At 65.6% G+C, this 20,598-nt stretch carries 20 protein-coding genes; 14 read left to right on the forward strand and 6 right to left on the reverse strand.

The features are described 5' to 3' along the window. The 3 genes from lpxB to ABIC51_RS04690 are packed head-to-tail and all read left to right on the forward strand — an operon-like array spanning position 1 to position 2,584. Positions 1–1,170, forward strand: a complete 1,170-nt coding sequence (lpxB, locus tag ABIC51_RS04680; protein WP_027787095.1) for a lipid-A-disaccharide synthase — start codon at positions 1–3, stop codon at positions 1,168–1,170. Continuing rightward, positions 1,167–1,811, forward strand: a complete 645-nt coding sequence (gene rnhB, locus ABIC51_RS04685) for a ribonuclease HII (RefSeq protein ID WP_027787096.1) — start codon at positions 1,167–1,169, stop codon at positions 1,809–1,811. Before lpxB ends, rnhB begins: the two co-directional genes overlap by 4 nt. Continuing rightward, positions 1,808–2,584 carry a TrmH family RNA methyltransferase gene (locus tag ABIC51_RS04690; protein WP_027787097.1) on the forward strand — a complete coding sequence of 259 codons (777 nt, stop codon included), beginning with the start codon at positions 1,808–1,810 and terminating at the stop codon, positions 2,582–2,584. The genes rnhB and ABIC51_RS04690 overlap by 4 nt, the downstream gene beginning before the upstream one ends. A gap of 103 nt (positions 2,585–2,687) precedes the next feature. Here the strand turns inward: ABIC51_RS04690 and ppsR are convergent, their stop codons facing one another. Further along, positions 2,688–3,503: a posphoenolpyruvate synthetase regulatory kinase/phosphorylase PpsR gene (ppsR, locus tag ABIC51_RS04695; RefSeq protein WP_021159117.1), complete on the reverse strand. Its 816-nt coding sequence runs from the start codon at positions 3,501–3,503 to the stop codon at positions 2,688–2,690. Between the two features lie 375 nt (positions 3,504–3,878). Between ppsR and ppsA the strand changes: the two genes are divergently transcribed. From ppsA to ABIC51_RS04710, 3 genes are all read left to right on the forward strand, one after another. After that, positions 3,879–6,278, forward strand: coding sequence for a phosphoenolpyruvate synthase (gene ppsA / locus ABIC51_RS04700; protein ID WP_146252829.1), 2,400 nt, complete (start codon positions 3,879–3,881; stop codon positions 6,276–6,278). 205 nt (positions 6,279–6,483) lie between these two features. Beyond that, the gene (locus ABIC51_RS04705; protein WP_027787099.1) at positions 6,484–6,918 is read left to right on the forward strand and encodes an NfeD family protein; all 435 of its coding nucleotides are present in this window, start codon (positions 6,484–6,486) and stop codon (positions 6,916–6,918) included. 33 nt (positions 6,919–6,951) lie between these two features. After that, a complete protein-coding gene (locus tag ABIC51_RS04710) occupies positions 6,952–7,887 on the forward strand; it encodes an SPFH domain-containing protein (protein ID WP_014896750.1) in 936 nt (311 codons plus the stop codon). 225 nt (positions 7,888–8,112) lie between these two features. Here ABIC51_RS04710 and smpB read toward each other — a convergent pair whose 3' ends face one another. Further along, positions 8,113–8,559, reverse strand: coding sequence for an SsrA-binding protein SmpB (gene smpB / locus ABIC51_RS04715; protein WP_006478511.1), 447 nt, complete (start codon positions 8,557–8,559; stop codon positions 8,113–8,115). 98 nt (positions 8,560–8,657) lie between these two features. On the opposite strand from smpB, the gene ABIC51_RS04720 reads away from it, so the two are divergent. Next, positions 8,658–9,095: a type II toxin-antitoxin system RatA family toxin gene (locus ABIC51_RS04720; RefSeq protein ID WP_027787100.1), complete on the forward strand. Its 438-nt coding sequence runs from the start codon at positions 8,658–8,660 to the stop codon at positions 9,093–9,095. Between the two features lie 4 nt (positions 9,096–9,099). Beyond that, positions 9,100–9,423 carry an RnfH family protein gene (locus ABIC51_RS04725; RefSeq protein ID WP_175861556.1) on the forward strand — a complete coding sequence of 108 codons (324 nt, stop codon included), beginning with the start codon at positions 9,100–9,102 and terminating at the stop codon, positions 9,421–9,423. A 54-nt stretch (positions 9,424–9,477) separates the two neighbouring features. Here ABIC51_RS04725 and ABIC51_RS04730 read toward each other — a convergent pair whose 3' ends face one another. The 3 genes from ABIC51_RS04730 to ABIC51_RS04740 form a co-directional block, all read right to left on the reverse strand. Next, complete coding sequence (locus tag ABIC51_RS04730) at positions 9,478–10,473, reverse strand: DMT family transporter (RefSeq protein ID WP_175861557.1); 996 nt, start codon at positions 10,471–10,473, stop codon at positions 9,478–9,480. A gap of 136 nt (positions 10,474–10,609) precedes the next feature. After that, positions 10,610–11,293 carry a Vgb family protein gene (locus tag ABIC51_RS04735; protein WP_060194439.1) on the reverse strand — a complete coding sequence of 228 codons (684 nt, stop codon included), beginning with the start codon at positions 11,291–11,293 and terminating at the stop codon, positions 10,610–10,612. A 31-nt stretch (positions 11,294–11,324) separates the two neighbouring features. Continuing rightward, the gene (locus ABIC51_RS04740; protein WP_226128698.1) at positions 11,325–12,545 is read right to left on the reverse strand and encodes a helix-turn-helix domain-containing protein; all 1,221 of its coding nucleotides are present in this window, start codon (positions 12,543–12,545) and stop codon (positions 11,325–11,327) included. A 114-nt stretch (positions 12,546–12,659) separates the two neighbouring features. Between ABIC51_RS04740 and ABIC51_RS04745 the strand changes: the two genes are divergently transcribed. Beyond that, positions 12,660–13,424: a DUF899 domain-containing protein gene (locus tag ABIC51_RS04745; protein ID WP_175899043.1), complete on the forward strand. Its 765-nt coding sequence runs from the start codon at positions 12,660–12,662 to the stop codon at positions 13,422–13,424. Between the two features lie 37 nt (positions 13,425–13,461). Then, entirely contained in the window at positions 13,462–14,268 is an 807-nt protein-coding gene (locus ABIC51_RS04750) for a DUF2182 domain-containing protein (RefSeq protein ID WP_175861621.1), read from the forward strand. Position 14,269: 1 nt separating this feature from the next. Here the strand turns inward: ABIC51_RS04750 and ABIC51_RS04755 are convergent, their stop codons facing one another. After that, positions 14,270–14,548, reverse strand: a complete 279-nt coding sequence (locus ABIC51_RS04755; protein WP_155633576.1) for a hypothetical protein — start codon at positions 14,546–14,548, stop codon at positions 14,270–14,272. On the opposite strand from ABIC51_RS04755, the gene guaB reads away from it, so the two are divergent. From guaB to ABIC51_RS04775, 4 genes are all read left to right on the forward strand, one after another. Further along, positions 14,547–16,007, forward strand: a complete 1,461-nt coding sequence (guaB, locus tag ABIC51_RS04760) for an IMP dehydrogenase (RefSeq protein ID WP_027787106.1) — start codon at positions 14,547–14,549, stop codon at positions 16,005–16,007. The genes ABIC51_RS04755 and guaB overlap by 2 nt on opposite strands. Positions 16,008–16,013: 6 nt before the next feature. After that, on the forward strand, positions 16,014–16,625 hold the full coding sequence (locus ABIC51_RS04765) for an Asp23/Gls24 family envelope stress response protein (RefSeq protein ID WP_060084320.1): 612 nt from the start codon (positions 16,014–16,016) through the stop codon (positions 16,623–16,625). A gap of 116 nt (positions 16,626–16,741) precedes the next feature. Then, entirely contained in the window at positions 16,742–18,361 is a 1,620-nt protein-coding gene (guaA, locus tag ABIC51_RS04770) for a glutamine-hydrolyzing GMP synthase (RefSeq protein ID WP_027787108.1), read from the forward strand. Between the two features lie 845 nt (positions 18,362–19,206). Next, a complete protein-coding gene (locus ABIC51_RS04775) occupies positions 19,207–20,562 on the forward strand; it encodes a glycosyl hydrolase family 18 protein (protein ID WP_146252825.1) in 1,356 nt (451 codons plus the stop codon). Positions 20,563–20,598 lie beyond the last annotated feature (36 nt).

The raw sequence follows: 20,598 nt of genomic DNA on the forward strand, positions 1-20,598 counted from the left end.
ATGCCGCTTCCGACCACTCAGCTCCGGCTCGCGATGGCGGCCGGCGAACCGTCGGGCGACCTGCTCGGGGCGTCGCTGCTCGGCGGGCTGCGCGAGCGGCTGCCCGAATCGGCCCAGTATTACGGGATCGGCGGGCAGCGGATGATCGCGCAGGGCTTCGACTCGCACTGGCAGATGGACAAGCTGACCGTGCGCGGCTACGTCGAGGCGCTCGGCCAGATTCCCGAGATCCTGCGGATTCGCGGTGAGCTGAAGCGCCAGTTGCTCGCCGAGCGACCGGACGCGTTCATCGGCATCGACGCACCCGACTTCAACTTCAGCGTGGAACAGGCCGCGCGCGATGCCGGTATCCCGTCGATCCACTTCGTGTGCCCATCGATCTGGGCATGGCGCGGCGGCCGGATCAAGAAGATCGCGAAGTCCGTCGACCACATGCTGTGCCTGTTCCCGTTCGAACCTGCGATTCTCGACAAGGCAGGTGTTGCTTCGACCTACGTCGGCCATCCGTTGGCCGACGAGATTCCGCTCGAGCCTGACATGCACGGCGCGCGCATCGCGCTCGGATTGCCGGCCGACGGCCCGGTGATCGCGGTGCTGCCGGGCAGCCGGCGTTCGGAAATCGCGCTGATCGGCCCGACGTTCTTTGCGGCGATGGCGCTGATGCAGCAGCGCGAGCCTGGCGTGCGGTTCGTGATGCCGGCGGCGACGCCCGCGTTGCGCGCGCTGCTGCAGCCGCTCGTCGACGCGCATCCGCAGCTTGCGCTGACGCTCACCGACGGCCGCTCGCAGGTCGCGATGACGGCGGCCGACGCGATCCTCGTGAAGAGCGGCACGGTCACGCTGGAAGCCGCGCTGCTGAAGAAGCCGATGGTGATCTCGTACAAGGTGCCCTGGCTGACCGGGCAGATCATGCGCCGGCAGGGGTACCTGCCGTACGTCGGCTTGCCGAACATCCTGGCGGGGCGTTTCGTCGTGCCCGAGCTGCTGCAGCACTTCGCGACGCCCGAGGCGCTCGCCGATGCGACGCTCACGCAGCTGCGCGACGACGCGAACCGCCGCACACTGACCGAAGTCTTCACCGAAATGCATCTTTCGCTGCGGCAGAACACGGCCGCGAAGGCGGCCGAAGCGGTCGTGCGCGTGCTCGAACAACGCAAGGGGCGCGCATGACCGCAGTACGTGCACCACGCCGCCGCGCGTCGAGCGACGTGCAGGACGGTTTCGATTTCAGCCGGCCCGACGAGATCGTCTGCGGCGTCGACGAAGCCGGCCGTGGTCCGCTCGCGGGGCCGGTGGTGGCCGCCGCCGTGATCCTCGATCCGGCGCAGCCGATCGACGGGCTCGACGATTCGAAGGCGCTCTCCGCGAAGAAGCGCGACGCGCTGTACGACCTGATCGTCGCACGTTCGCGCGCGTATTGCGTCGCGTCGGCGAGCGTCGACGAAATCGACACGTTGAACATCCTGCACGCGACGATGCTCGCGATGAAGCGGGCGGTCGAGGGCCTGTCGGTGCTGCCGACGCTCGCGCAGATCGATGGCAACCGCTGTCCGACGCTGACGGTGCGTGCCGAGGCGATCGTCAGCGGCGATGCGCTCGTGCCGAGCATCTCGGCCGCGTCGATTCTCGCGAAGGTCACGCGCGATCGCATGCTCGTCGACCTGCACGAACGTTTCCCGGTGTACGGCTTCAACGTACATGCGGGCTACGGCACCGCGAAACACCTTGCCGCGCTACGCGAGCACGGGCCATGCGAAGCGCACCGGCGCTCGTTCGCGCCGGTTCGCGCGGCACTCGACCTGATTCGATGAAAAGCATCACTTCCCGCGACAACCCGCTGTACAAGCGCCTGAAGGCGCTCGCGGGTTCGACGCCCCATCAGCGCCGCAGCGGCCAGGCGCTGCTCGAAGGATTCCATCTTGCGAGCGCGTACCTCGATACGGGCGCGACGCCCGAGCTGTGCGTGGCGACCGAAGGCGCACTCGGCCACGCGGAAGCGCAGGCGATCGTCGCGCGCATCGATGCGCAACGGATCGTCACATTGCCCGACGCGCTGTTCGGGCAGTTGTCGAACGTCGTCAACGGCGTCGGCTTCCTGCTGCTCGTCGACCGGCCGGCGCAACCGCTGCCCACTCGCGTCACGCATACGTCGGTCGTGCTCGACGGCGTGCAGGACGCCGGCAACGTCGGCTCGATCCTGCGCAGCGCGGCGGCCGCAGGCGTGCGCCACGTGTTCTGTGCGCCGGGGACGGCGTACGCATGGTCGTCGAAGGTGCTGCGTTCGGGCATGGGCGCGCATTTCCTGCTGTCGATCCACGAGGATGTCGAAGCCGGCGAACTCGCCGAACGCCTCGATGTACCGGTTGCGCTGACCGACTCGCACGGCGCGCAGGCAATCTACGATTGCGACCTGTCGGGCCCCGTGGCGTGGGTGTTCGGCAACGAGGGCGCAGGCGTCTGCGCGTACTGGCGGGAGGTGGCCACGCATCGCGTGACGATTCCGCAGCCGGGCGGGATGGAGTCGCTGAACGTCGCAGCCGCGGCGGCGGTGTGCCTGTTCGAGCAGGTGCGCCAGCAGCGGTGAGCGTGACGCCACGCTCGCGCGTTCCCCGCACCACGAAAAAAGGCCGCGTTCGACGCGGCCTTTTCGTTTCCGGCGGCGTCTGGGTGGCCGCCGGCGCTCGACCTTAGTATGACTGCCGGTCGAGGCGGACTTCCTGCAGGATCGTCGTCGCGATTTCCTCGATCGACTTGTGCGTCGACGACAGCCACTTGATCCCCTCGCGGCGCATCATCGCTTCCGCCTCGTTGATTTCGTAGCGGCAGTTCTCGGGCGCCGCGTACTTGCTGCCCGGGCGCCGCTCGTTCCGGATCTCCGACAGGCGCTGCGGGTCGATCGACAGCCCGAACAGCTTCTCGCGGTGCGAGGCGAGCGCCGACGGTAGCTTGCCGCGTTCGAAGTCTTCCGGAATCAGCGGATAGTTCGCTGCCTTCACGCCGTACTGCATCGCGAGATACAGGCTCGTCGGCGTCTTGCCGCTGCGCGACACGCCGACGAGGATCACGTCGGCCTCCGACAGGTTGCGGTTCGACTGGCCGTCGTCGTGCGCGAGCGAGAAGTTGATCGCCTCGATCCGGGTCTTGTATTCCTCGGTGTCCGCGTTCTGGTGGCCGCGGCCCATCGCGTGGCTCGACTTGAGCTCCAGTTCCTGTTCGAGCGGTTCGACGAAGCGCTGGAACATGTCGAGCACGAGTGCGTTCGAGCGTTTGACGATGTCGTTCGACTCGCTGTCGACGAGCGTCGTGAACACGATCGCGCGGCGGCCGTCGTGCACGGCGGCCTCGTTGATCTTCTCGACGGTCGCATAGGCCTTGTCGAGCGAGTCGACGAACGGCACGCGCACGAGACGGAATTTCTGGTCGAACTGGGAGAGGATCGAGTGCGCGAAGGTTTCGGCAGTGATCCCGGTGCCGTCGGAGACGATGAATACGGTAGGCAGCATGAATCTGGACGTCGAGCGTGAAGGGCGGTTGCGCGGGCGGCTGGAGGGTCGCCTCCAGACGCAGTGACAAGGTCGCGCCACATCCGGCAGCCGGCACGGTAGAATAGCGGCAACCTGTTGGATAAGCAATTGCGGGGGCAGGGCGCGAACGGCGCCCCAGGCTTTGCCGCTCGATTCCATAATTCCCGGCAAGTTTGGCGATTTGTCTGCAAATATCGCCCTTCTGCCGGGATTTTTGCAAATCGGGTCAGAAGATTTTCGCCGCTGCGAGTGTTTCTCCAACAGGTTGCGCAAGACGCGCCGCGCCTTTTTGCAAGCGCCCGCGTCCGAGCCCACTTGCGCAATCGAGCATTTTTTTCACACTTAGGGGCTTGTATGACTAACGCAGCAAACGTCGCAAAGGACCAGGCGTATGTAATTCCGTTCGAGCAGTTGCGGATGACCGATGTGGAAATCGTCGGCGGCAAGAATGCGTCGCTTGGCGAAATGATCAGCCAGCTTTCCGAAGCAGGCGTTCGCGTACCCACCGGTTTCGCCACGACCGCGCTCGCGTTCCGCGAATTCCTCAAGCACAACGACCTTACCGACCGCATCGCCAAGCGTCTCGAGTCGCTCGACATCGACGACGTGAAGGCGCTCGCCGAAGCTGGTGCGGAAATCCGCAAGTGGATCGTCGATGCGCCGATGCAGGCACGTCTCGAGCAGGAAATCCGCGAGCAGTTCGACATCCTGAAGAACAGTTCGCCGGGCGAGCTGTCGTTCGCCGTGCGCTCGTCCGCTACCGCGGAAGACCTGCCCGACGCATCGTTCGCCGGACAGCAGGAGTCGTACCTGAACGTCGTCGGCATCGAAGACGTGCTCGACCGCATGAAGCACGTGTTCGCGTCGCTGTACAACGACCGCGCGATCTCGTACCGCGTGCACAAGGGCTTCACGCACGCGGAAGTCGCGCTGTCGGCCGGTGTGCAGCGCATGGTCCGCTCGGACGTCGGCGCGGCCGGCGTGATGTTCACGATCGACACCGAATCGGGCTTCAAGGACGCCGTGTTCATCACGTCGAGCTACGGCCTGGGCGAAACCGTCGTGCAGGGCGCGGTGAACCCGGACGAGTTCTACGTGTTCAAGACGACGCTCGCACAGGACAAGTACCCGATCATCCGCCGCTCGATCGGCTCGAAGCTGATCAAGATGGAATTCACGCAGCCGGGCGAGCCGGGCCGCGTGAAGACGGTCGACGTGCCGCACGAACAGCGCAACCGCTACTCGATCACCGACGAAGACGTGATCGAGCTGGCGAAGTACGCGGTCATCATCGAGAAGCACTATCAGCGTCCGATGGACATCGAGTGGGGCAAGGACGGCCGCGACGGCAAGATCTTCATCCTGCAGGCACGCCCGGAAACCGTGAAGAGCCAGGCAACCGGCAAGGCCGAGCAGCGCTTCAAGCTGAAGGGCCAGTCGCAGGTGCTCGCGACGGGTCGTGCGATCGGCCAGAAGATCGGCGCGGGCCCCGTGCGCGTGATCCAGGATCCGTCGGAAATGGAACGCGTGCAGCCGGGCGACGTGCTGGTGGCCGACATGACCGACCCGAACTGGGAGCCGGTGATGAAGCGTGCGGCCGCGATCGTCACGAACCGTGGCGGCCGGACCTGCCACGCGGCGATCATCGCGCGTGAACTCGGCGTGCCGGCAGTCGTCGGCTGCGGCGATGCGACCGACGTCCTGAAGGACGGCGCGCTCGTCACCGTGTCGTGCGCGGAAGGCGACGAAGGCAAGATCTACGACGGCCTGCTCGAGACGGAAGTCACGGAAGTGCAGCGCGGCGAATTGCCGGAAATCCCGGTCAAGATCATGATGAACGTCGGCAACCCGCAGCTCGCGTTCGACTTCTCGCAACTGCCGAACGGCGGCGTGGGTCTCGCGCGTCTCGAGTTCATCATCAACAACAACATCGGCGTTCACCCGAAGGCGATCCTCGAGTACCCGAACATCGACCAGGACCTGAAGAAGGCCGTCGAGAGCGTCGCGCGCGGTCACGCATCGCCGCGTCAGTTCTACGTCGACAAGCTGACGGAAGGTGTCGCGACGATCGCTGCGGCGTTCTATCCGAAGCCCGTGATCGTGCGTCTGTCCGACTTCAAGTCGAACGAGTACAAGAAGCTGATCGGCGGTTCGCGTTACGAGCCGGACGAGGAAAACCCGATGCTGGGTTTCCGCGGCGCATCGCGCTACATCGCTGAAGACTTCGCGCAGGCGTTCGAGATGGAATGCCGTGCACTGAAGCGCGTGCGCGACGAGATGGGCCTGACCAACGTCGAGATCATGGTGCCGTTCGTGCGTACCGTGAAGCAGGCGGAGCGTGTCGTCGGCCTGCTCGAGAAGTTCGGCCTGAAGCGCGGCGAAAACGGCCTGCGCCTCGTGATGATGTGCGAAGTCCCGACCAACGCGATCCTCGCCGAAGAGTTCCTGGAGCACTTCGACGGTTTCTCGATCGGCTCGAACGACCTCACGCAGCTCACGCTCGGCCTTGACCGCGATTCGGGCATGGAACTGCTGGCTGTCGACTTCGACGAACGTGACCCGGCCGTCAAGTTCCTGCTGAAGCGCGCGATCGATACCTGCCGCAAGATGGGCAAGTACGTTGGTATCTGCGGCCAGGGCCCGTCCGATCATCCGGACTTCGCGCAATGGCTGACCGACGAAGGCATCGTGTCGATCTCGCTGAACCCCGACACGATCATCGATACGTGGCAGGCGCTTGCCAACCGGAAGTAACGGTCGGCGATGCCGCTTCGGTGAAAGCGCGGTGCCGCCGCGCTTTCGTTGAAGGCAAAATGCAAGGTTCGTGTTATAAACACCCCGGTACGCACCGGGGTGTTTTTATTTGTCGGTACGCAACGTGCCGATCCGGGCGTGCCGGTCGCCTCCGCTCGCGGCAGCGAATATAGTGAGTATCGGGGGCGTTTTTCTGGAGGCCAAAATGATGTCGGGGCATCTGTTCTGGTGGGTCGCGGTGGGCGTGCTGGTCGTGGCCGAACTGCTGACGGGCACGTTCTACCTGCTGATGATCGCACTCGGCTTTCTCGCGGGCGGCTTGCTGCAACTGGCTGGTTTCGCACCGCACGTGCAGTTCGGTGCGGCGGCCGCGGTCGCGATCGTCGCGATGATCGCGCTGCGCCGCTCGGGGCTCGGCCGCAAGCAGAAGCGCGACACGTCGACGAATCCGGACGTCAATCTCGACATCGGCTCGACCGTTACGGTCGATGCGTGGCGCGACGGCCGTGCGCGCGTGCAGTATCGCGGCGCCGACTGGGACGTCGAGCTCGCGAACGGCGAGCGCGACGATGCGCATGTGTATCAGGTGAGTGCCGTGCGCGGCAATTGTCTCGTGGTCGTGGCGAAACCCGCGGGCTGATCGTCCGCCGATACAACAAGGAGGGAATATTTCATGGATTCGCTGATCATCTGGGTTGTCCTGCTCGTCATCGCGATCGTGATCGTGTCGAAGACGGTGAAGATCGTGCCGCAGCAGCATGCATGGGTGCTCGAGCGCTTCGGGCGCTATCACGCGACGCTGTCGCCCGGCCTGAATATCGTGCTGCCGTTCGTCGATCGCATCGCGTACCGGCACGTGCTGAAGGAAATCCCGCTCGACGTGCCGAGCCAGGTCTGTATCACGCGCGACAACACGCAGCTGCAGGTCGACGGCGTGCTGTACTTCCAGGTGACCGATCCGATGAAGGCGTCTTACGGGTCGAGCAACTTCGTGCTCGCGATCACGCAGCTCGCGCAAACGACCTTGCGTTCGGTGGTCGGCAAGCTCGAACTCGACAAGACGTTCGAGGAGCGCGACTTCATCAACCACAACATCGTGTCGGCGCTCGACCAGGCCGCGGCGAACTGGGGCGTGAAGGTGCTGCGTTACGAGATCAAGGACCTGACGCCGCCGAAGGAAATCCTGCACGCGATGCAGGCGCAGATCACCGCGGAGCGTGAAAAGCGCGCGCTGATCGCCGCATCCGAAGGCCGCAAGCAGGAGCAGATCAACCTCGCGTCGGGCGCGCGCGAAGCGGCGATCCAGAAATCCGAAGGCGAGCGCCAGGCTGCGATCAACCAGGCGCAGGGCGAGGCCGCTGCGATTCTGGCGGTGGCCGAGGCGAACGCGCAGGCGATCCAGAAGATCGCGAACGCGATCCAGTCGCAGGGCGGGATGGATGCGGTGAACCTGAAGGTCGCCGAGCAGTATGTCGGGGCGTTCTCGAATCTCGCGAAGCAGGGCAACACGCTGATCGTGCCGTCGAACCTGTCGGATCTCGGCACCGCGATCTCGTCGGCGCTGACGATCGTCAAGAACGCGGGGGCGGCCTCGGGCGGGAAGGCCTGAGTTGGATATACGCGGTGTGCGAAGGGCACGCCGCGTACGATCGGTGTGCGGCGAATCGTCGCGCAGCCGCGGCGCGGATGATGCCCGCGGCACCTTTCTTCGGCCGACGCCGGCGGTATGGCGTGCCTCAGCCGCCGCCGTACAGCCAGCATCGGCGATTCACGTAGTCCAAAGCAACACGGCCCGCTTCGAGCGGGCCGTGTCGTTTGCGGGGTGCGTCGCGCGTCAGGTGCCGGCGCGCATGATGCGTGCCTTTTCGCGTTCCCAGTCGCGCTTCTTCTCGGTTTCGCGCTTGTCGTGCAGCTTCTTGCCCTTTGCGAGCGCGATGTCGCACTTCACGCGCCCGCCCTTGTAGTGGAAGTTCAGCGGCACGAGCGTGTAGCCGCGCTGCTCGACCTTGCCGATCAGCTTCTTAATTTCCTCGCGGTGCAGCAGCAGCTTGCGCGTGCGAACCGGGTCGGGCTTGATGTGCGTCGAGGCTTCGGGCAGCGGGCTGATATGGGTACCGATCAGGAAGATCTCGGCGTTCTTCACCACGACGTAGCCTTCCTTGATCTGGCCGCGCCCGGCGCGCAGCGCCTTGACTTCCCAGCCCTCAAGCACGAGCCCCGCCTCGTAGCGTTCCTCGATGTGATAATCGAAGTGCGCTTTCCTGTTGTCGATGATGCTCATGAAAGGATCGGGCCAACTCGTTTAAAATCACGATTTTAGCAAAGCAGGGCGGGAATCGCCCGGCTTGCGTTCCCACCTTGAGCGATGCCGCGCGATTTATGGCAGATGTCCAGAAAACCGTATTGATCCGTCATTCGGCGGAACAGATGTTCGACCTCGTCACCGACGTGGCCGATTACCCCAATTTCCTGCCCTGGTGCGGCGGTGTCGAGGTTCGCCGTCAGGACGAGAGCGGGATGGAAGCGCGCATCGACATCAACTTCAAGGGCATCAAGCAGCACTTCGCGACGCGCAACACGCAGCAGCGCCCGACGCGGATCGACATGGAGTTCACGGACGGCCCGTTCAAGAAGTTCACGGGCTCGTGGCGCTTCACGGCGCTGCGTGCCGATGCGTGCAAGATCGAATTCGCCCTGCATTACGAGTTCTCGAACATCCTGCTCGAGAAGATCATCGGGCCGGTGTTCAGCCACATCGCGAACACGTTCGTCGATTCGTTCGTGAAGCGCGCCGACCAGCGCTACGGGAAGGGGTGACGCGATGCTGTCGATCGAAGTCTGCTATGCGCTGCCGGATCGCCAGACGCTGATTCCGCTGTCGCTCCCCGAAGGGGCGACCGTTCGTTCGGCGATCGATGCGAGCGGCGTGCTCGCGCTGCACCCGGAAATCGATCTCGCGAACGCGAAGACGGGCGTGTACGGGAAGCTTGCGCCGCTCGACACGCAGCTCGCCGACCACGACCGCGTCGAGATCTACCGCCCGTTGATCGTCGATCCGAAACTCGCGCGCCAGCGGCGCGTCGACAAGTCGCGCCGCGACGGCTCCATCGAGGGCCGCAAGTGGATGCACAAGGACGCGCGCTGACGCGGAGCGATCCGCGTCCTTCAACTCGATTCGTCTGAGCAAACGCCGCGGCGTTCAATGGGCTGCGGCATTCGCGTTTGCCGGTGCGTTTGCCGGCGCGCTTCCCGCCGTCCCGCCGCCGGCGGGCGTGTCGCCATGCCGGCGCACCGATCCATAGACGCCGGCGAGCAGCAGCACCAGCGCGGCGATCTCGAGCGCATGCGGCATCCGCCGGTCGTACACGAACGCGTAAAGCATCGCGAATACGGTTTCGAACACGATCAGCTGGCCCGACAGCGTGAGGGGCAGCCGCTTCGACGCCGCATTCCACAGCCCGTTGCCGAGCCACGACGCACCGATCGCGAGCACGAGGTTCAGCAGCCAGAACAACTGCCAGCGCGACGCGGGCACCGCTTCCTGGAGCGTGCCGGCCGGGAGCGCGAGGATCGCGACCCAGACGAGCCCGCCGATCAGGCCCGTCACGACACCCCACAAGACCGACCACTCGTTGCCGCCGAAACGATGATGGCGCTGCAGATAACGTGCGTTCGCGACCGCATACCAGGTCCAGCTCGCGAGCGCGCCCGCCGCGCAGGCGATGCCGGCGAGTTTCTGGCCGAGCGTCGTCGCATGCGCGGCCTCGGACGTGAACAGGTCGACGTTGATGCAGACGATGCCCGCGATCACCAGCGCCAGCGGGGCGGCGAGCCGGCGCAACGGCACGGCGCCGTGGTCGCCGAGGCCTGCGAGCGTCACCGTGACGGGCAGCACGCCGACGATCAGGGAGCTGGGTGCGATGCCGATCAGGTGCACCGCGCCGGACAGCAGCATGTAATACGCGACGTTGCCGATGACGGCGAGCCTGACCAGCGCGACGAGATCCTCGCGGGTCAGCCGCGCGAGCAGCGAGCGGGCCGCCGGCAGCGCGGCCGCGAGCGACACGAGACCGTACATCGCATAGCGGCCGGCGCTCAGCAGCAGCGGCGAGAAGTCGGTCAGCAGCCGCGGAACGAGAAACACCATGCCCCACAGGGCACCTGCCAGGACACCATAGACCACACCGCGCTGCATCGACTGCTCCGAACACGTGACTGATGAGCGCGCATCTTAGCGACGCCGTCGCGGCGTCGTCTTGTTCATTCCTGCACTCGGTGCAGGCCGGTGGGTGGGCGCGCCGCGCGCAGCAGCGATCGCGGCAGGCGGCGGATCAGTCGTCAGCCGGATCGGGCGCCGCCGCACCGTCGCCCGGTGCCCGCGCCCGCGCGGGCCGCCGTACGGCGCGCAACGTGCCGCTGTTGCCGCCGCCACAGTAGAAGCGGTCGTGGCCGTCGGATTCGAGCCCCGACACGCCGACGCCGGCCGGCATGTCGATCTGCTCGAGCACCCGGCCCGTGCGCGGATCGATGTGCCGCAAGTCGGCCTGATCGGCTTCCCAGGTGCCGTGCCACAGCTCTCCGTCGACCCACGTCACGCCGGTGACGAAGCGGTTCGACTCGATCGTGCGCAGCACGGCGCCCGACTGCGGATCCACCTGATGAATCTTGCGATCGCGGTACTGGCCGACCCACAGCGCGCCTTCGGCCCATGCCAGCCCCGAATCGCCGCCGCCGCCGGGAGCGGGAATCGTCGCGAGCACGCGGCCCGATTCGGGGTCGATCTTCTCGATGCGGTCCTCGACGATCTGGTACAGGTGGCGGCCGTCGAACGCCGTGCCCGCATGCGCGGCGACGTCGATCGAGCGGACGGTCGTGCCGCGCTCCGGGTCGAGCGCATTCAGCTTGTCGCCGGACGCGTACCACACGTATTTCCCGTCGAACGTGACGCCGTGTACGCCGTCGACGCCGGGAAACGGGCCGTATTCGCGAAGGATCTCTGCACTGGAGCGTTTCATGTTCGTCACCTCGTCGTTCGGTGAGGTCATCCTAATCTCCCGGCAGCGGGGCAGGGAGTAACAAGGTCGTCGCGAAACCGGGCAGCGGCGGCGTCATCCAGCGGCGCGCGCGGCCGCGGCCGAGCGCCTGGACCTTGTCCGCTTCGGCGAGCACGTCGAGCGCGCGCTGCACGGTGCGCTGGCTCGCGCCGAGGGCCAGCGCCAGCGCGGAGCTCGACCATGCTTCGCCATCGGCGAGGAGCGCGAGCACGGCTGCGTGGCGATCGTCGACCGGGCGCGCGAGGACGACGGTCTCGCGTACGCCGAGCGGTTCGAGCGCAAAGCCGCGCGGCGTCGCGACGATGTTTGCGAGCGGCCGCAGCACCGCGCGCAGCCGGCCGATCTCGACGCGCAGGCGCGCGCGATGCGATTCGTCCGCGTGTTTCGCGCGGAATGCGGCCGCGACGAGCGCGTTTCGCGATACGTCGGCCGGCCATGCTTCGCCGAGCGCGCGGGCGAGCACGAACAGCACGGGCCGTCGCGCGAGCGACACGGTCGTGCGCGCGTCGCGTACCGTGTGGCGGCACGCATCGACGACGAGTGCGTTCGACGCGAACAGCGTCTCGACTTCGTCGAGCTGCACGAGCCGCGACGTGCCGCGCACGATGAGGCGCGCGGCCGGTGCGTCGAGCACGCGTGCCGCGGTGTCGATTTCGGCCGTCAGCGCGGCGATGCCGGCGTCGCGGGCCGCCGCGCGCGCCCGCTCGAGCGCCGCGCGGGCCGCCTGCGTGCGGATGCGGCGCATCGCGATGCCGGCCGCGATCAGCTCATGGGCGGCGCGCGATGCAGCCGGCAGCGGTGCGGGATCGAGATTCGCGAGCATCCGTTCGGCGTCGTCGAGCTGGCCGACCAGCAGCAGCCGGCGCACGCCGAGATAGCGCGCGTGCGCGGCGTTCGCGCGGTCACCGTGTGCGTCGAGCGTCGCACAGGCGGCATCGAGCGCGCGTGTCGGCCAGCGCAAGTCGCGCGATGCGAGCGCGATCTCCGCTTCCGCGACGACGCAGCGCGCACGCGCCACGGCCTCCCGGGTGCCGAACGCGCGTGCGGCGCCGCGCACGAGTGCGCGCGCGCGTTCGAAATCGCCGAGCTGCGCCATCGCGATCCCGCGCAGCGCGAGCGCCGGCGCGTCGTCGCGCAGCGCGACGCGGTTCAGCGCACCGAGCGCGTCACCGGCCGCGAGCGCGCGCGCGGCCGCCGTGATCAGCGAATCCATCCGAATCCCGACACACTTGTCACTCCCTCCGGCCCGATGCCCGCCACTAATCTAGCACCACGCACACGGCACCGGACGCCGTGCCCGGCTACCCATCGGAAGGAGGAACCCGCAATGACGACCCATCTCACCGGAACGCGCGACGAATGGCTGGCCGCGCGGCGCGCGCTGCTCGACGCGGAAAAGGCGCTGACGCGGCAAAGCGACGAACTCGCGCGGCGGCGCCAGGCGCTGCCCTGGGTACGCGTCGACAAGACCTACCGGTTCGACACCGAAGACGGGCAGGCCACGCTCGGCGACCTGTTTCGCGGCCGTTCGCAACTGCTCGTCTATCACTTCATGTTCGGCCCCGACTACAAGGCAGGCTGCCCGTCGTGTTCGGCGCTCGCCGACGGTTTCGACGGATTCGCCGTGCACCTGGCGAACCACGACGTGACGCTCGCCGCCGTGTCGCGTGCGCCGCTCGCGACACTCCTCGCTTACCGGCAGCGGATGGGGTGGCGCTTCCCGTGGGCGTCGTCGGTCGGCAGCGATTTCAACTTCGACTTCAATGTGTCGTTCACCGAAACGCAGCAGCGCGCGGGCGCCGTCGAATACAACTACGCGCTGGCCGGCCACGCGATGGACATGGATCCGCCGCCGGCACCCGTCGTGCAGTTCGCTGCGACGTGCGGCACCGATGCGCTCACGTATTCGCTCGACCGGCCGGGGATGAGCGCGTTCGTGCGCGAGGACGGCGTCGTCTATCACACGTACTCCACCTATGCGCGCGGGCTCGACGGGCTGTGGGGGATGTACCAGTGGCTCGATCGCGCGCCGCGCGGACGCAACGAGGCCGGCCCGTGGTGGCGCCGTCATGACGAGTACCCACGCGGCTGAGGGCGCCGGCGACGGGCGGGGGCGGCCGGGGCGGGCGATGGCGCGGCCGCCGGCCCGCGACGCAGGCCCCGATCCGCGAGCCTTCGGCGCGGCGCTCGTGGCCGTGTTCGCCGTTGCCGCGCTCGCGACCGTGGCGCAGCATGCGTCGATGGCCGCGATGGGGCGCGAACCGATGGCCGGCGGCTGGATGGCTTCGGCCGCATGGCTGCAGCCGTGCGGCCGGGGCGCCGGACGCGCATTCGCGGCGTTCGCCGGAATGTGGGGCGCGATGACGGTGACGATGATGCTGCCGGTGCTGGCGCCGATGCTCTGGCGATACCGGCAGCGCATCGGCCCGATGGCGACGGCGCGTTCCGCCTGGCTCGTCGTCGTGGCGGGCGCCGGGTACTTCGCGGTGTGGATGGCGCTCGGGGCGCTCGTGTTTCCGGCTGGCGCCGCGCTGACGGCCGCCGCCGCACGGCTGCCGGCGCTTGCCCGCGCGCTGCCGTTTGCGGCCGGCGCGGTCGTGTCGGTTGCGGGCATGCTGCAATTTTCCGCGTGGAAGGCCCGGCGGCTGGCGTGCTGCCGGCATGCGGCAGGCGACGCACACCGGTCGTCGGCGGTTGCCGGTGCGGCATGGTGGCACGGCGTGCGGGGCGCCATGCACTGCGGCGCCTGTTGCGGGAACCTGATGGCGATCGCGCTGGCGGCCGGCATGATGGACCTGCGCGTGATGGCCGCCGTGACGGTCGCGATCACCGCCGAGCGCCTCGGGCCGCCCGGCGGGCGTGTCGAGCGGATCGCCGGTTGCGTGGCGGTCGGCGGCGGCATCGCGATGATCGCGCGCGCGGCCGGGCTGCTATAACTCAGGGTAGGCAGGCCGATTCGACACGTTGCCGGGCCTTGCTTCGCCGTGGCTGCTTCGGCTGCGTGGCCCGTTTGCAACAGGCCGATGGGCCATATTGCCGCCCGTTGCGCGAATGGCTCGATGCGGCGGTGAAACGAAAGACGATCGAAAACGAACCGAACGGCGAACCGAACGATTCGGCCCCCGAACGGCCGAAACCGGCTAAGCCGTTGTTCGTGTTGTGAAAATTCACGGCGCTTCGCGTATAATTCGCTTTTGCGCCCATAGGATTTGCCATGCGTCTGATCCAAAAAGCACTCACTTTCGATGACGTGCTCCTCGTTCCCGCCTTCTCCGACGTTCTCCCGCGCGACACCAGCCTCAAGACCAAGCTGACCCGCAACATCTCCCTGAACATGCCGCTCGTGTCCGCCGCGATGGACACGGTCACCGAAGGTCGCCTCGCGATCGCGATGGCCCAGCAGGGTGGCGTCGGTATCGTCCACAAGAACCTCACGCCGGCCGAGCAGGCCCGCGAAGTCGCGAAGGTCAAGCGTTTCGAATCGGGCGTCGTCCGCGATCCGATCACGGTGCCGCCGCAAATGAAGGTGCGCGACGTGATCGCGCTGTCGCGCCAGCATGGCATCTCGGGCTTCCCGGTCGTCGAAGGCCCGCAGCTCGTCGGCATCGTCACGAACCGCGACCTGCGTTTCGAAACGCGCCTCGATGAGCCGGTCAAGTCGATCATGACGCCGCGCGAGCGCCTCGTCACGGTCAAGGAAGGCACGCCGCTCGCCGAAGCGAAGGCGCTGATGCACAGCCACCGCCTCGAGCGCGTGCTGGTCGTCAACGACGCGTTCGAACTGCGCGGCCTGATGACCGTCAAGGACATCACGAAGCAGACCGAGCACCCGGATGCGTGCAAGGACGAACACGGCAAGCTGCGCGCAGGCGCGGCGGTCGGCGTCGGCCCGGACAACGAAGAGCGCGTCGAGCTGCTGGTGCAGGCCGGCGTCGACGTGATCGTGGTCGATACCGCGCACGGCCACAGCAAGGGCGTGCTCGAGCGCGTTCGCTGGGTCAAGCAGAACTTCCCGCACGTCGAAGTGATCGGCGGCAACATCGCGACGGCCGCCGCCGCGAAGGCGCTCGTCGAATACGGCGCGGACGCGGTCAAGGTCGGTATCGGCCCGGGTTCGATCTGCACGACGCGGATCGTCGCCGGTGTCGGCGTGCCGCAGATCAGCGCGATCGCGAACGTCGCGGAAGCGCTGAAGGGCACGGGCGTGCCGTGCATCGCCGACGGCGGCGTGCGCTTCTCGGGCGACGTGTCGAAGGCCCTCGCGGCCGGCGCGAACGCGGTGATGATGGGCAGCATGCTCGCGGGCACCGAAGAGGCGCCGGGCGACGTGTTCCTGTATCAGGGCCGCCAGTACAAGTCGTATCGCGGCATGGGTTCGGTCGGTGCGATGAAGGACGGCGCGGCGGACCGCTACTTCCAGGACAACTCGGCGAACATCGACAAGCTCGTGCCGGAAGGCATCGAAGGCCGTGTCGCGTACAAGGGTTCGGTCAACGCGATCCTGTTCCAGCTGGTCGGCGGTGTGCGCGCCAGCATGGGCTACTGCGGCTGCCGCACGATCGACGAGCTGCACGACAAGGCTGAATTCGTCCAGATCACCGCGGCAGGCATGCGCGAGTCGCACGTGCACGACGTGCAGATCACGAAGGAAGCGCCGAACTACCACGTGGACTGATCGCCGATGAAACCGCTGCTGCGAGCCGTGCTGATCATCGATGCCGTGCTGCTGCTGGCGTTCGGCGTGCTGTTCGTGCTGACGCCCTGGCAGTCGCTCTTCAACGCGCTGCAGCTCGCGAACGTCCAGCCGGCGATGCTCGGCCAGGCGTTCGGCATCGCGTTGCTCGGGCTCGCGTGGCTCGCGTTTCATGCAGCGTTCAACGGGGATCTCACCGCGCCCGTCGCGCGCGCGGTCGGCCATGTGTACTGGCTGACCGGCGCGCTGACGATCGTCTGGTCGATTGGCACCGGCAGCGGTCCCGCGCTCGCCGCCGCCGGCAGGGTGCTGTCGGCCGTGGCGGGTGTCGCACTGATCGTGCTCGGCCTCGGCGGCGTGCGGCTCGCATCGGCCGTGCGCCGGCGCGAAAAAGCGCAGGCGCTCGAGGCGCGCGCGCCGGCGTCGCGTCCGGACGAGCCTGCGATGGCGCAAGCGTCGTCGGCCGCGCCGCAGCGTGTCGAACCCGTCGTCAGCCGCCCCGCGGCGCCGTCGCCGGCCGCCGCACCGTCATCCGCCGCATCCGGCCAATCGTCGTCAGGCACCGTCGCACTCGACGAGCGCCCGCCGATGCAGGATTGACCGGCCATGCGTCGCGCGTGCTGCCTTCCGCCCGACGCCGCTGTCCATGCTTTTGACGCAGCGCATGATGCAAACGATGCGCTGCTTTTCTTATTCTCTTCATCCCGTCCGCAGCCATGCACGACAAAATCCTGATTCTCGACTTCGGTTCGCAAGTCACCCAACTGATCGCGCGCCGCGTGCGTGAAGCGCACGTCTACTGCGAAATCCATCCGAACGACGTGTCCGACGACTTCGTCCGCGAATTCGCGCCGAAGGCGGTGATCCTGTCGGGCAGCCACGCGAGCACGTATGAAGACCACCAGCTGCGCGCGCCGCAGGCCGTGTGGGATCTCGGCGTGCCGGTGCTCGGCATCTGCTACGGCATGCAGACGATGGCCGTGCAGCTCGGCGGCAAGGTCGAGTGGAGCGACCACCGCGAATTCGGTTACGCGGAAATGCGCGCGCACGGCCATACGCGCCTGCTCGACGGCATCGAGGATTTCAAGACCGACGAAGGCCACGGGATGCTGAAGGTCTGGATGAGCCACGGCGACAAGGTTGCCGAGCTGCCGCCGGGCTTCGCGCTGATGGCGTCGACGCCGAGCTGCCCGATCGCCGGCATGGCCGACGAGGCACGCGGGTACTACGCGGTGCAGTTCCACCCGGAAGTCACGCACACGGTGAAGGGCCGCCAGATCATCGAGCGCTTCGTGCTGCAGATCGCCGGCGCGAAGCCCGACTGGATCATGAAGAACCATATCGAGGAAGCCGTCGCGAAGATCCGCGAGCAGGTCGGTGACGAGGAAGTGATTCTCGGCCTGTCGGGCGGTGTCGATTCGAGCGTCGCAGCCGCGCTGATCCATCGCGCGATCGGCGATCAGTTGACCTGCGTGTTCGTCGACCACGGCCTGCTGCGCCTCAACGAAGGCAAGATGGTGCTCGACATGTTCGAAGGCCGCCTGCATGCGAAGGTCGTGCACGTCGACGCATCCGAGCAGTTCCTCGGCCACCTGGCCGGCGTGACCGATCCGGAAGCGAAGCGCAAGATCATCGGCCGCGAGTTCGTCGAGGTGTTCCAGGCCGAGGCGAAGAAGCTGTCGAAGGCGAAGTGGCTCGCGCAGGGCACGATCTACCCGGACGTGGTCGAATCGGGCGGCACGAAGACGAAGAAGGCGACGACGATCAAGAGCCACCACAACGTCGGCGGTCTGCCGGAAACGCTCGGCCTGAAGCTGCTCGAGCCGCTGCGCGACCTGTTCAAGGACGAAGTGCGCGAGCTGGGTGTCGCACTCGGCCTGCCGCCGGAGATGGTGTACCGCCATCCGTTCCCGGGCCCGGGCCTCGGCGTGCGGATTCTCGGCGAAGTGAAGCGCGAATACGCGGACCTGCTGCGCCGCGCGGACGCGATCTTCATCGAGGAACTGCGCAACACGACCGCGACCGCGCAGGATGCGGCTGCCGGCCTGTGCGGCGAAGCCGATGTCGGCAAGACCTGGTACGACCTGACGAGCCAGGCGTTCGCGGTGTTTCTGCCGGTCAAGTCGGTGGGCGTGATGGGCGATGGCCGCACGTACGACTACGTGACGTCGCTGCGCGCCGTGCAGACGACCGACTTCATGACCGCACACTGGGCGCACCTGCCGTACGCGCTGCTCGGCCGCGCGTCGAACCGGATCATCAACGAGGTGCGCGGGATCAACCGGGTTGTGTACGACATCTCGGGCAAGCCGCCGGCGACGATCGAGTGGGAGTGAGCGGTAAAAGGCTCCTCTTGAATCATTGGCTTGCGCAGGATCTTGCAGGGTTTTCGTTGCGATCCGCATGGTCGTAAGCCATTGACGTAGAAACGAAGTTTCTACGAATCCGGAGACTGCCCGCCGCGTATGCGCTGCAAGTGACAGTGGGGCGGGCAGTAGCCGAATGCACGATTGCGACTCGATAATCCCCCGGCAACGGGATTCGGTCGTGGCAGTAAAATTCCTTCCAGAATCCGGGATGCGGGGCGGGTTTGCGGGCACATCGAGGGCTCGTGATTGGTAGCGGTAAAAGCGATATCAATCACGAGAACGGGAAACGAGGCTCACTGAATTCGCATTCCGCAATCCTTTTAAATCCCGTACAGCCCTGTACAAGATCGCCGACCGCGACGGTGTGCATGTCGCAGTATCTCCGGCGGGCATATTTCCTTTCTTCGATACGATTACCAGCATTATTGAGTGAAGGGAAACGATGGCGGCCGCGCGCCGTGTCGAAGCTTTTCACTGAATGCGTCGCCAGTTGGCGTAATGAAGCCGGAATGGCGAATCCGAAAGTGCATTGTTGCGTTCGACAGGGATTTTGTCGTCGAATTGGTGTCGCGTGTTTCTCCAAAGGATCGATATTTTTTTCACGCAGTTTGCACCGTTTTATCTTTTACCACTTCCTATAATGGTCTTCAGCAACGTGGAACGCCTTGGTTCATTGCGGGGCTGTGTCGTCTCCGGGCGTGACCGCATTGCCGATGCACCACGGTCGATTGGCCGTGGTATTTGGTGGCCTTCTACTGTAGTTGCAGCGTCGCGCGCCACCGCCAAAAAACGCTACGTCACAGGAAAGAAAAATGGCAAACCTACAAAACGGCATCAATGCGTGGATTTTCTTGAACGAAGACGAACCGCCACAAACCAACTACAACAGTCCCGAAAGTTGCTATCAATCGCTGATCGATTGCAAGGTTTACGACAGTGCAAATTTTCTTGGCATTGCTTTTTTCGAGGTCGTTCCCGCCGCACAGAGTTCCACGATCCAGATCGGCAACGCGTCGCATTCGGGTGGGTTGACCAATCAGGATTATTTGAATTTTGTACTCCGTGATGCGCGTCAGGTGAATCCTGGAATTAAATTTCTGGCCACGATGGTGTATTCCGGCGCCAATACATTGGCGGCGGTTTTCTCGGGAGGTGGAGATCCGCAAACACAGGCGGCCAACTTTGCGAATAATCTGGTGACATATCTCCAGAATAATGGAATGAATGGCCTGGATATCGATTGGGAAGGTGATGTTTCCGATAAAATGACGCGAACGCAGTTTCAGATTCTGTTCTCTGCTATTCGCGCCGAATTCGATCGACAGCCGGTGAAATATTATCTGTCATTCACGCCCGCATGGCCCACCAGTTCGATTGATTACGCTACGGTCAATAGCCAGTTCGATTTTGTCTCTCCGCAATTCTACGACGGCACGCCGCTATCGGATTTTCTTGATGCCGGCATATCGCCGTCCAGGATTGGCTATGGCGCTCAGTTCGAGCCAGGAAATTCCGCCCCCAATGCCAGTGCGCAACAGGTCTGGAGCATGGTTTCGGAAGGTTTTTCTTCCGGGGGTACGCGGTACGATTATCAGGATATTTTTGTCTGGCGCTTCAATTCGGGAAACTTCCAGTTCGAGCAGGCGCAGTTCATGATTCTCGATCAACTTGGAAATCCACCCACCAGCAACGCCTTCGACGACACACCGATTATCAGCGCCGCAGGTAATCCCAACCTAACCCGAATGACGATCCGGTCAGGCGACGTACTCAACGCGGTTCAGGCCGTCAATACCGGGACGGGGCCATATAACACCGGCACCCAGGGAACGGGAACCGGAATATTCACCTTGTTGCAACACGGCGGAAACAGCGGGACTGCCCAGGTCATCAATATTCCGCTTGACGATCCGATCGTGTCCATTTCCGGCTACACGGGCGTGTGGTACGGCTGGCAATGTGTTTTGCAACTCACGTTGACCGGGAAAAGCGGGGCCACTTATGGCCCGTTCGGCAGTATGGCCGGCTCAACCACCCGGAATGGTTTCGTACAGTCTGCTCCGGCCGGACAAAGCGTGGTCGGCTTCAGTGGATCTACGGTGACGGTTCCGTTGGCAGGGGGCAGCCAGACCGCAATTCTTGCAACGCTGAATGCCGTTTTCGCCTGAGGCACCTGATAACGATTTTTCAGTACCTGCGGCAAT

This window comes from Burkholderia sp. 572 (assembly GCF_040545135.1).
Lineage (GTDB): Bacteria > Pseudomonadota > Gammaproteobacteria > Burkholderiales > Burkholderiaceae > Burkholderia > Burkholderia cepacia.

What these genes read in the sequence shown, in the direction of transcription:
- lpxB (WP_027787095.1), top strand. Translation starts at nt 1, where the DNA reads ATGCCGCTTCCGACCACTCAGCTCCGGCTCGCGATGGCGGCCGGCGAA.
- rnhB (WP_027787096.1), top strand. Translation starts at nt 1,167, where the DNA reads ATGACCGCAGTACGTGCACCACGCCGCCGCGCGTCGAGCGACGTGCAG.
- ABIC51_RS04690 (WP_027787097.1), top strand. Translation starts at nt 1,808, where the DNA reads ATGAAAAGCATCACTTCCCGCGACAACCCGCTGTACAAGCGCCTGAAG.
- ppsR (WP_021159117.1), bottom strand. Translation starts at nt 3,503, where the DNA reads ATGCTGCCTACCGTATTCATCGTCTCCGACGGCACCGGGATCACTGCC.
- ppsA (WP_146252829.1), top strand. Translation starts at nt 3,879, where the DNA reads ATGACTAACGCAGCAAACGTCGCAAAGGACCAGGCGTATGTAATTCCG.
- ABIC51_RS04705 (WP_027787099.1), top strand. Translation starts at nt 6,484, where the DNA reads ATGATGTCGGGGCATCTGTTCTGGTGGGTCGCGGTGGGCGTGCTGGTC.
- ABIC51_RS04710 (WP_014896750.1), top strand. Translation starts at nt 6,952, where the DNA reads ATGGATTCGCTGATCATCTGGGTTGTCCTGCTCGTCATCGCGATCGTG.
- smpB (WP_006478511.1), bottom strand. Translation starts at nt 8,559, where the DNA reads ATGAGCATCATCGACAACAGGAAAGCGCACTTCGATTATCACATCGAG.
- ABIC51_RS04720 (WP_027787100.1), top strand. Translation starts at nt 8,658, where the DNA reads ATGGCAGATGTCCAGAAAACCGTATTGATCCGTCATTCGGCGGAACAG.
- ABIC51_RS04725 (WP_175861556.1), top strand. Translation starts at nt 9,100, where the DNA reads ATGCTGTCGATCGAAGTCTGCTATGCGCTGCCGGATCGCCAGACGCTG.
- ABIC51_RS04730 (WP_175861557.1), bottom strand. Translation starts at nt 10,473, where the DNA reads ATGCAGCGCGGTGTGGTCTATGGTGTCCTGGCAGGTGCCCTGTGGGGC.
- ABIC51_RS04735 (WP_060194439.1), bottom strand. Translation starts at nt 11,293, where the DNA reads ATGAAACGCTCCAGTGCAGAGATCCTTCGCGAATACGGCCCGTTTCCC.
- ABIC51_RS04740 (WP_226128698.1), bottom strand. Translation starts at nt 12,545, where the DNA reads ATGGATTCGCTGATCACGGCGGCCGCGCGCGCGCTCGCGGCCGGTGAC.
- ABIC51_RS04745 (WP_175899043.1), top strand. Translation starts at nt 12,660, where the DNA reads ATGACGACCCATCTCACCGGAACGCGCGACGAATGGCTGGCCGCGCGG.
- ABIC51_RS04750 (WP_175861621.1), top strand. Translation starts at nt 13,462, where the DNA reads ATGGCGCGGCCGCCGGCCCGCGACGCAGGCCCCGATCCGCGAGCCTTC.
- guaB (WP_027787106.1), top strand. Translation starts at nt 14,547, where the DNA reads ATGCGTCTGATCCAAAAAGCACTCACTTTCGATGACGTGCTCCTCGTT.
- ABIC51_RS04755 (WP_155633576.1), bottom strand. Translation starts at nt 14,548, where the DNA reads ATGGCAAATCCTATGGGCGCAAAAGCGAATTATACGCGAAGCGCCGTG.
- ABIC51_RS04765 (WP_060084320.1), top strand. Translation starts at nt 16,014, where the DNA reads ATGAAACCGCTGCTGCGAGCCGTGCTGATCATCGATGCCGTGCTGCTG.
- guaA (WP_027787108.1), top strand. Translation starts at nt 16,742, where the DNA reads ATGCACGACAAAATCCTGATTCTCGACTTCGGTTCGCAAGTCACCCAA.
- ABIC51_RS04775 (WP_146252825.1), top strand. Translation starts at nt 19,207, where the DNA reads ATGGCAAACCTACAAAACGGCATCAATGCGTGGATTTTCTTGAACGAA.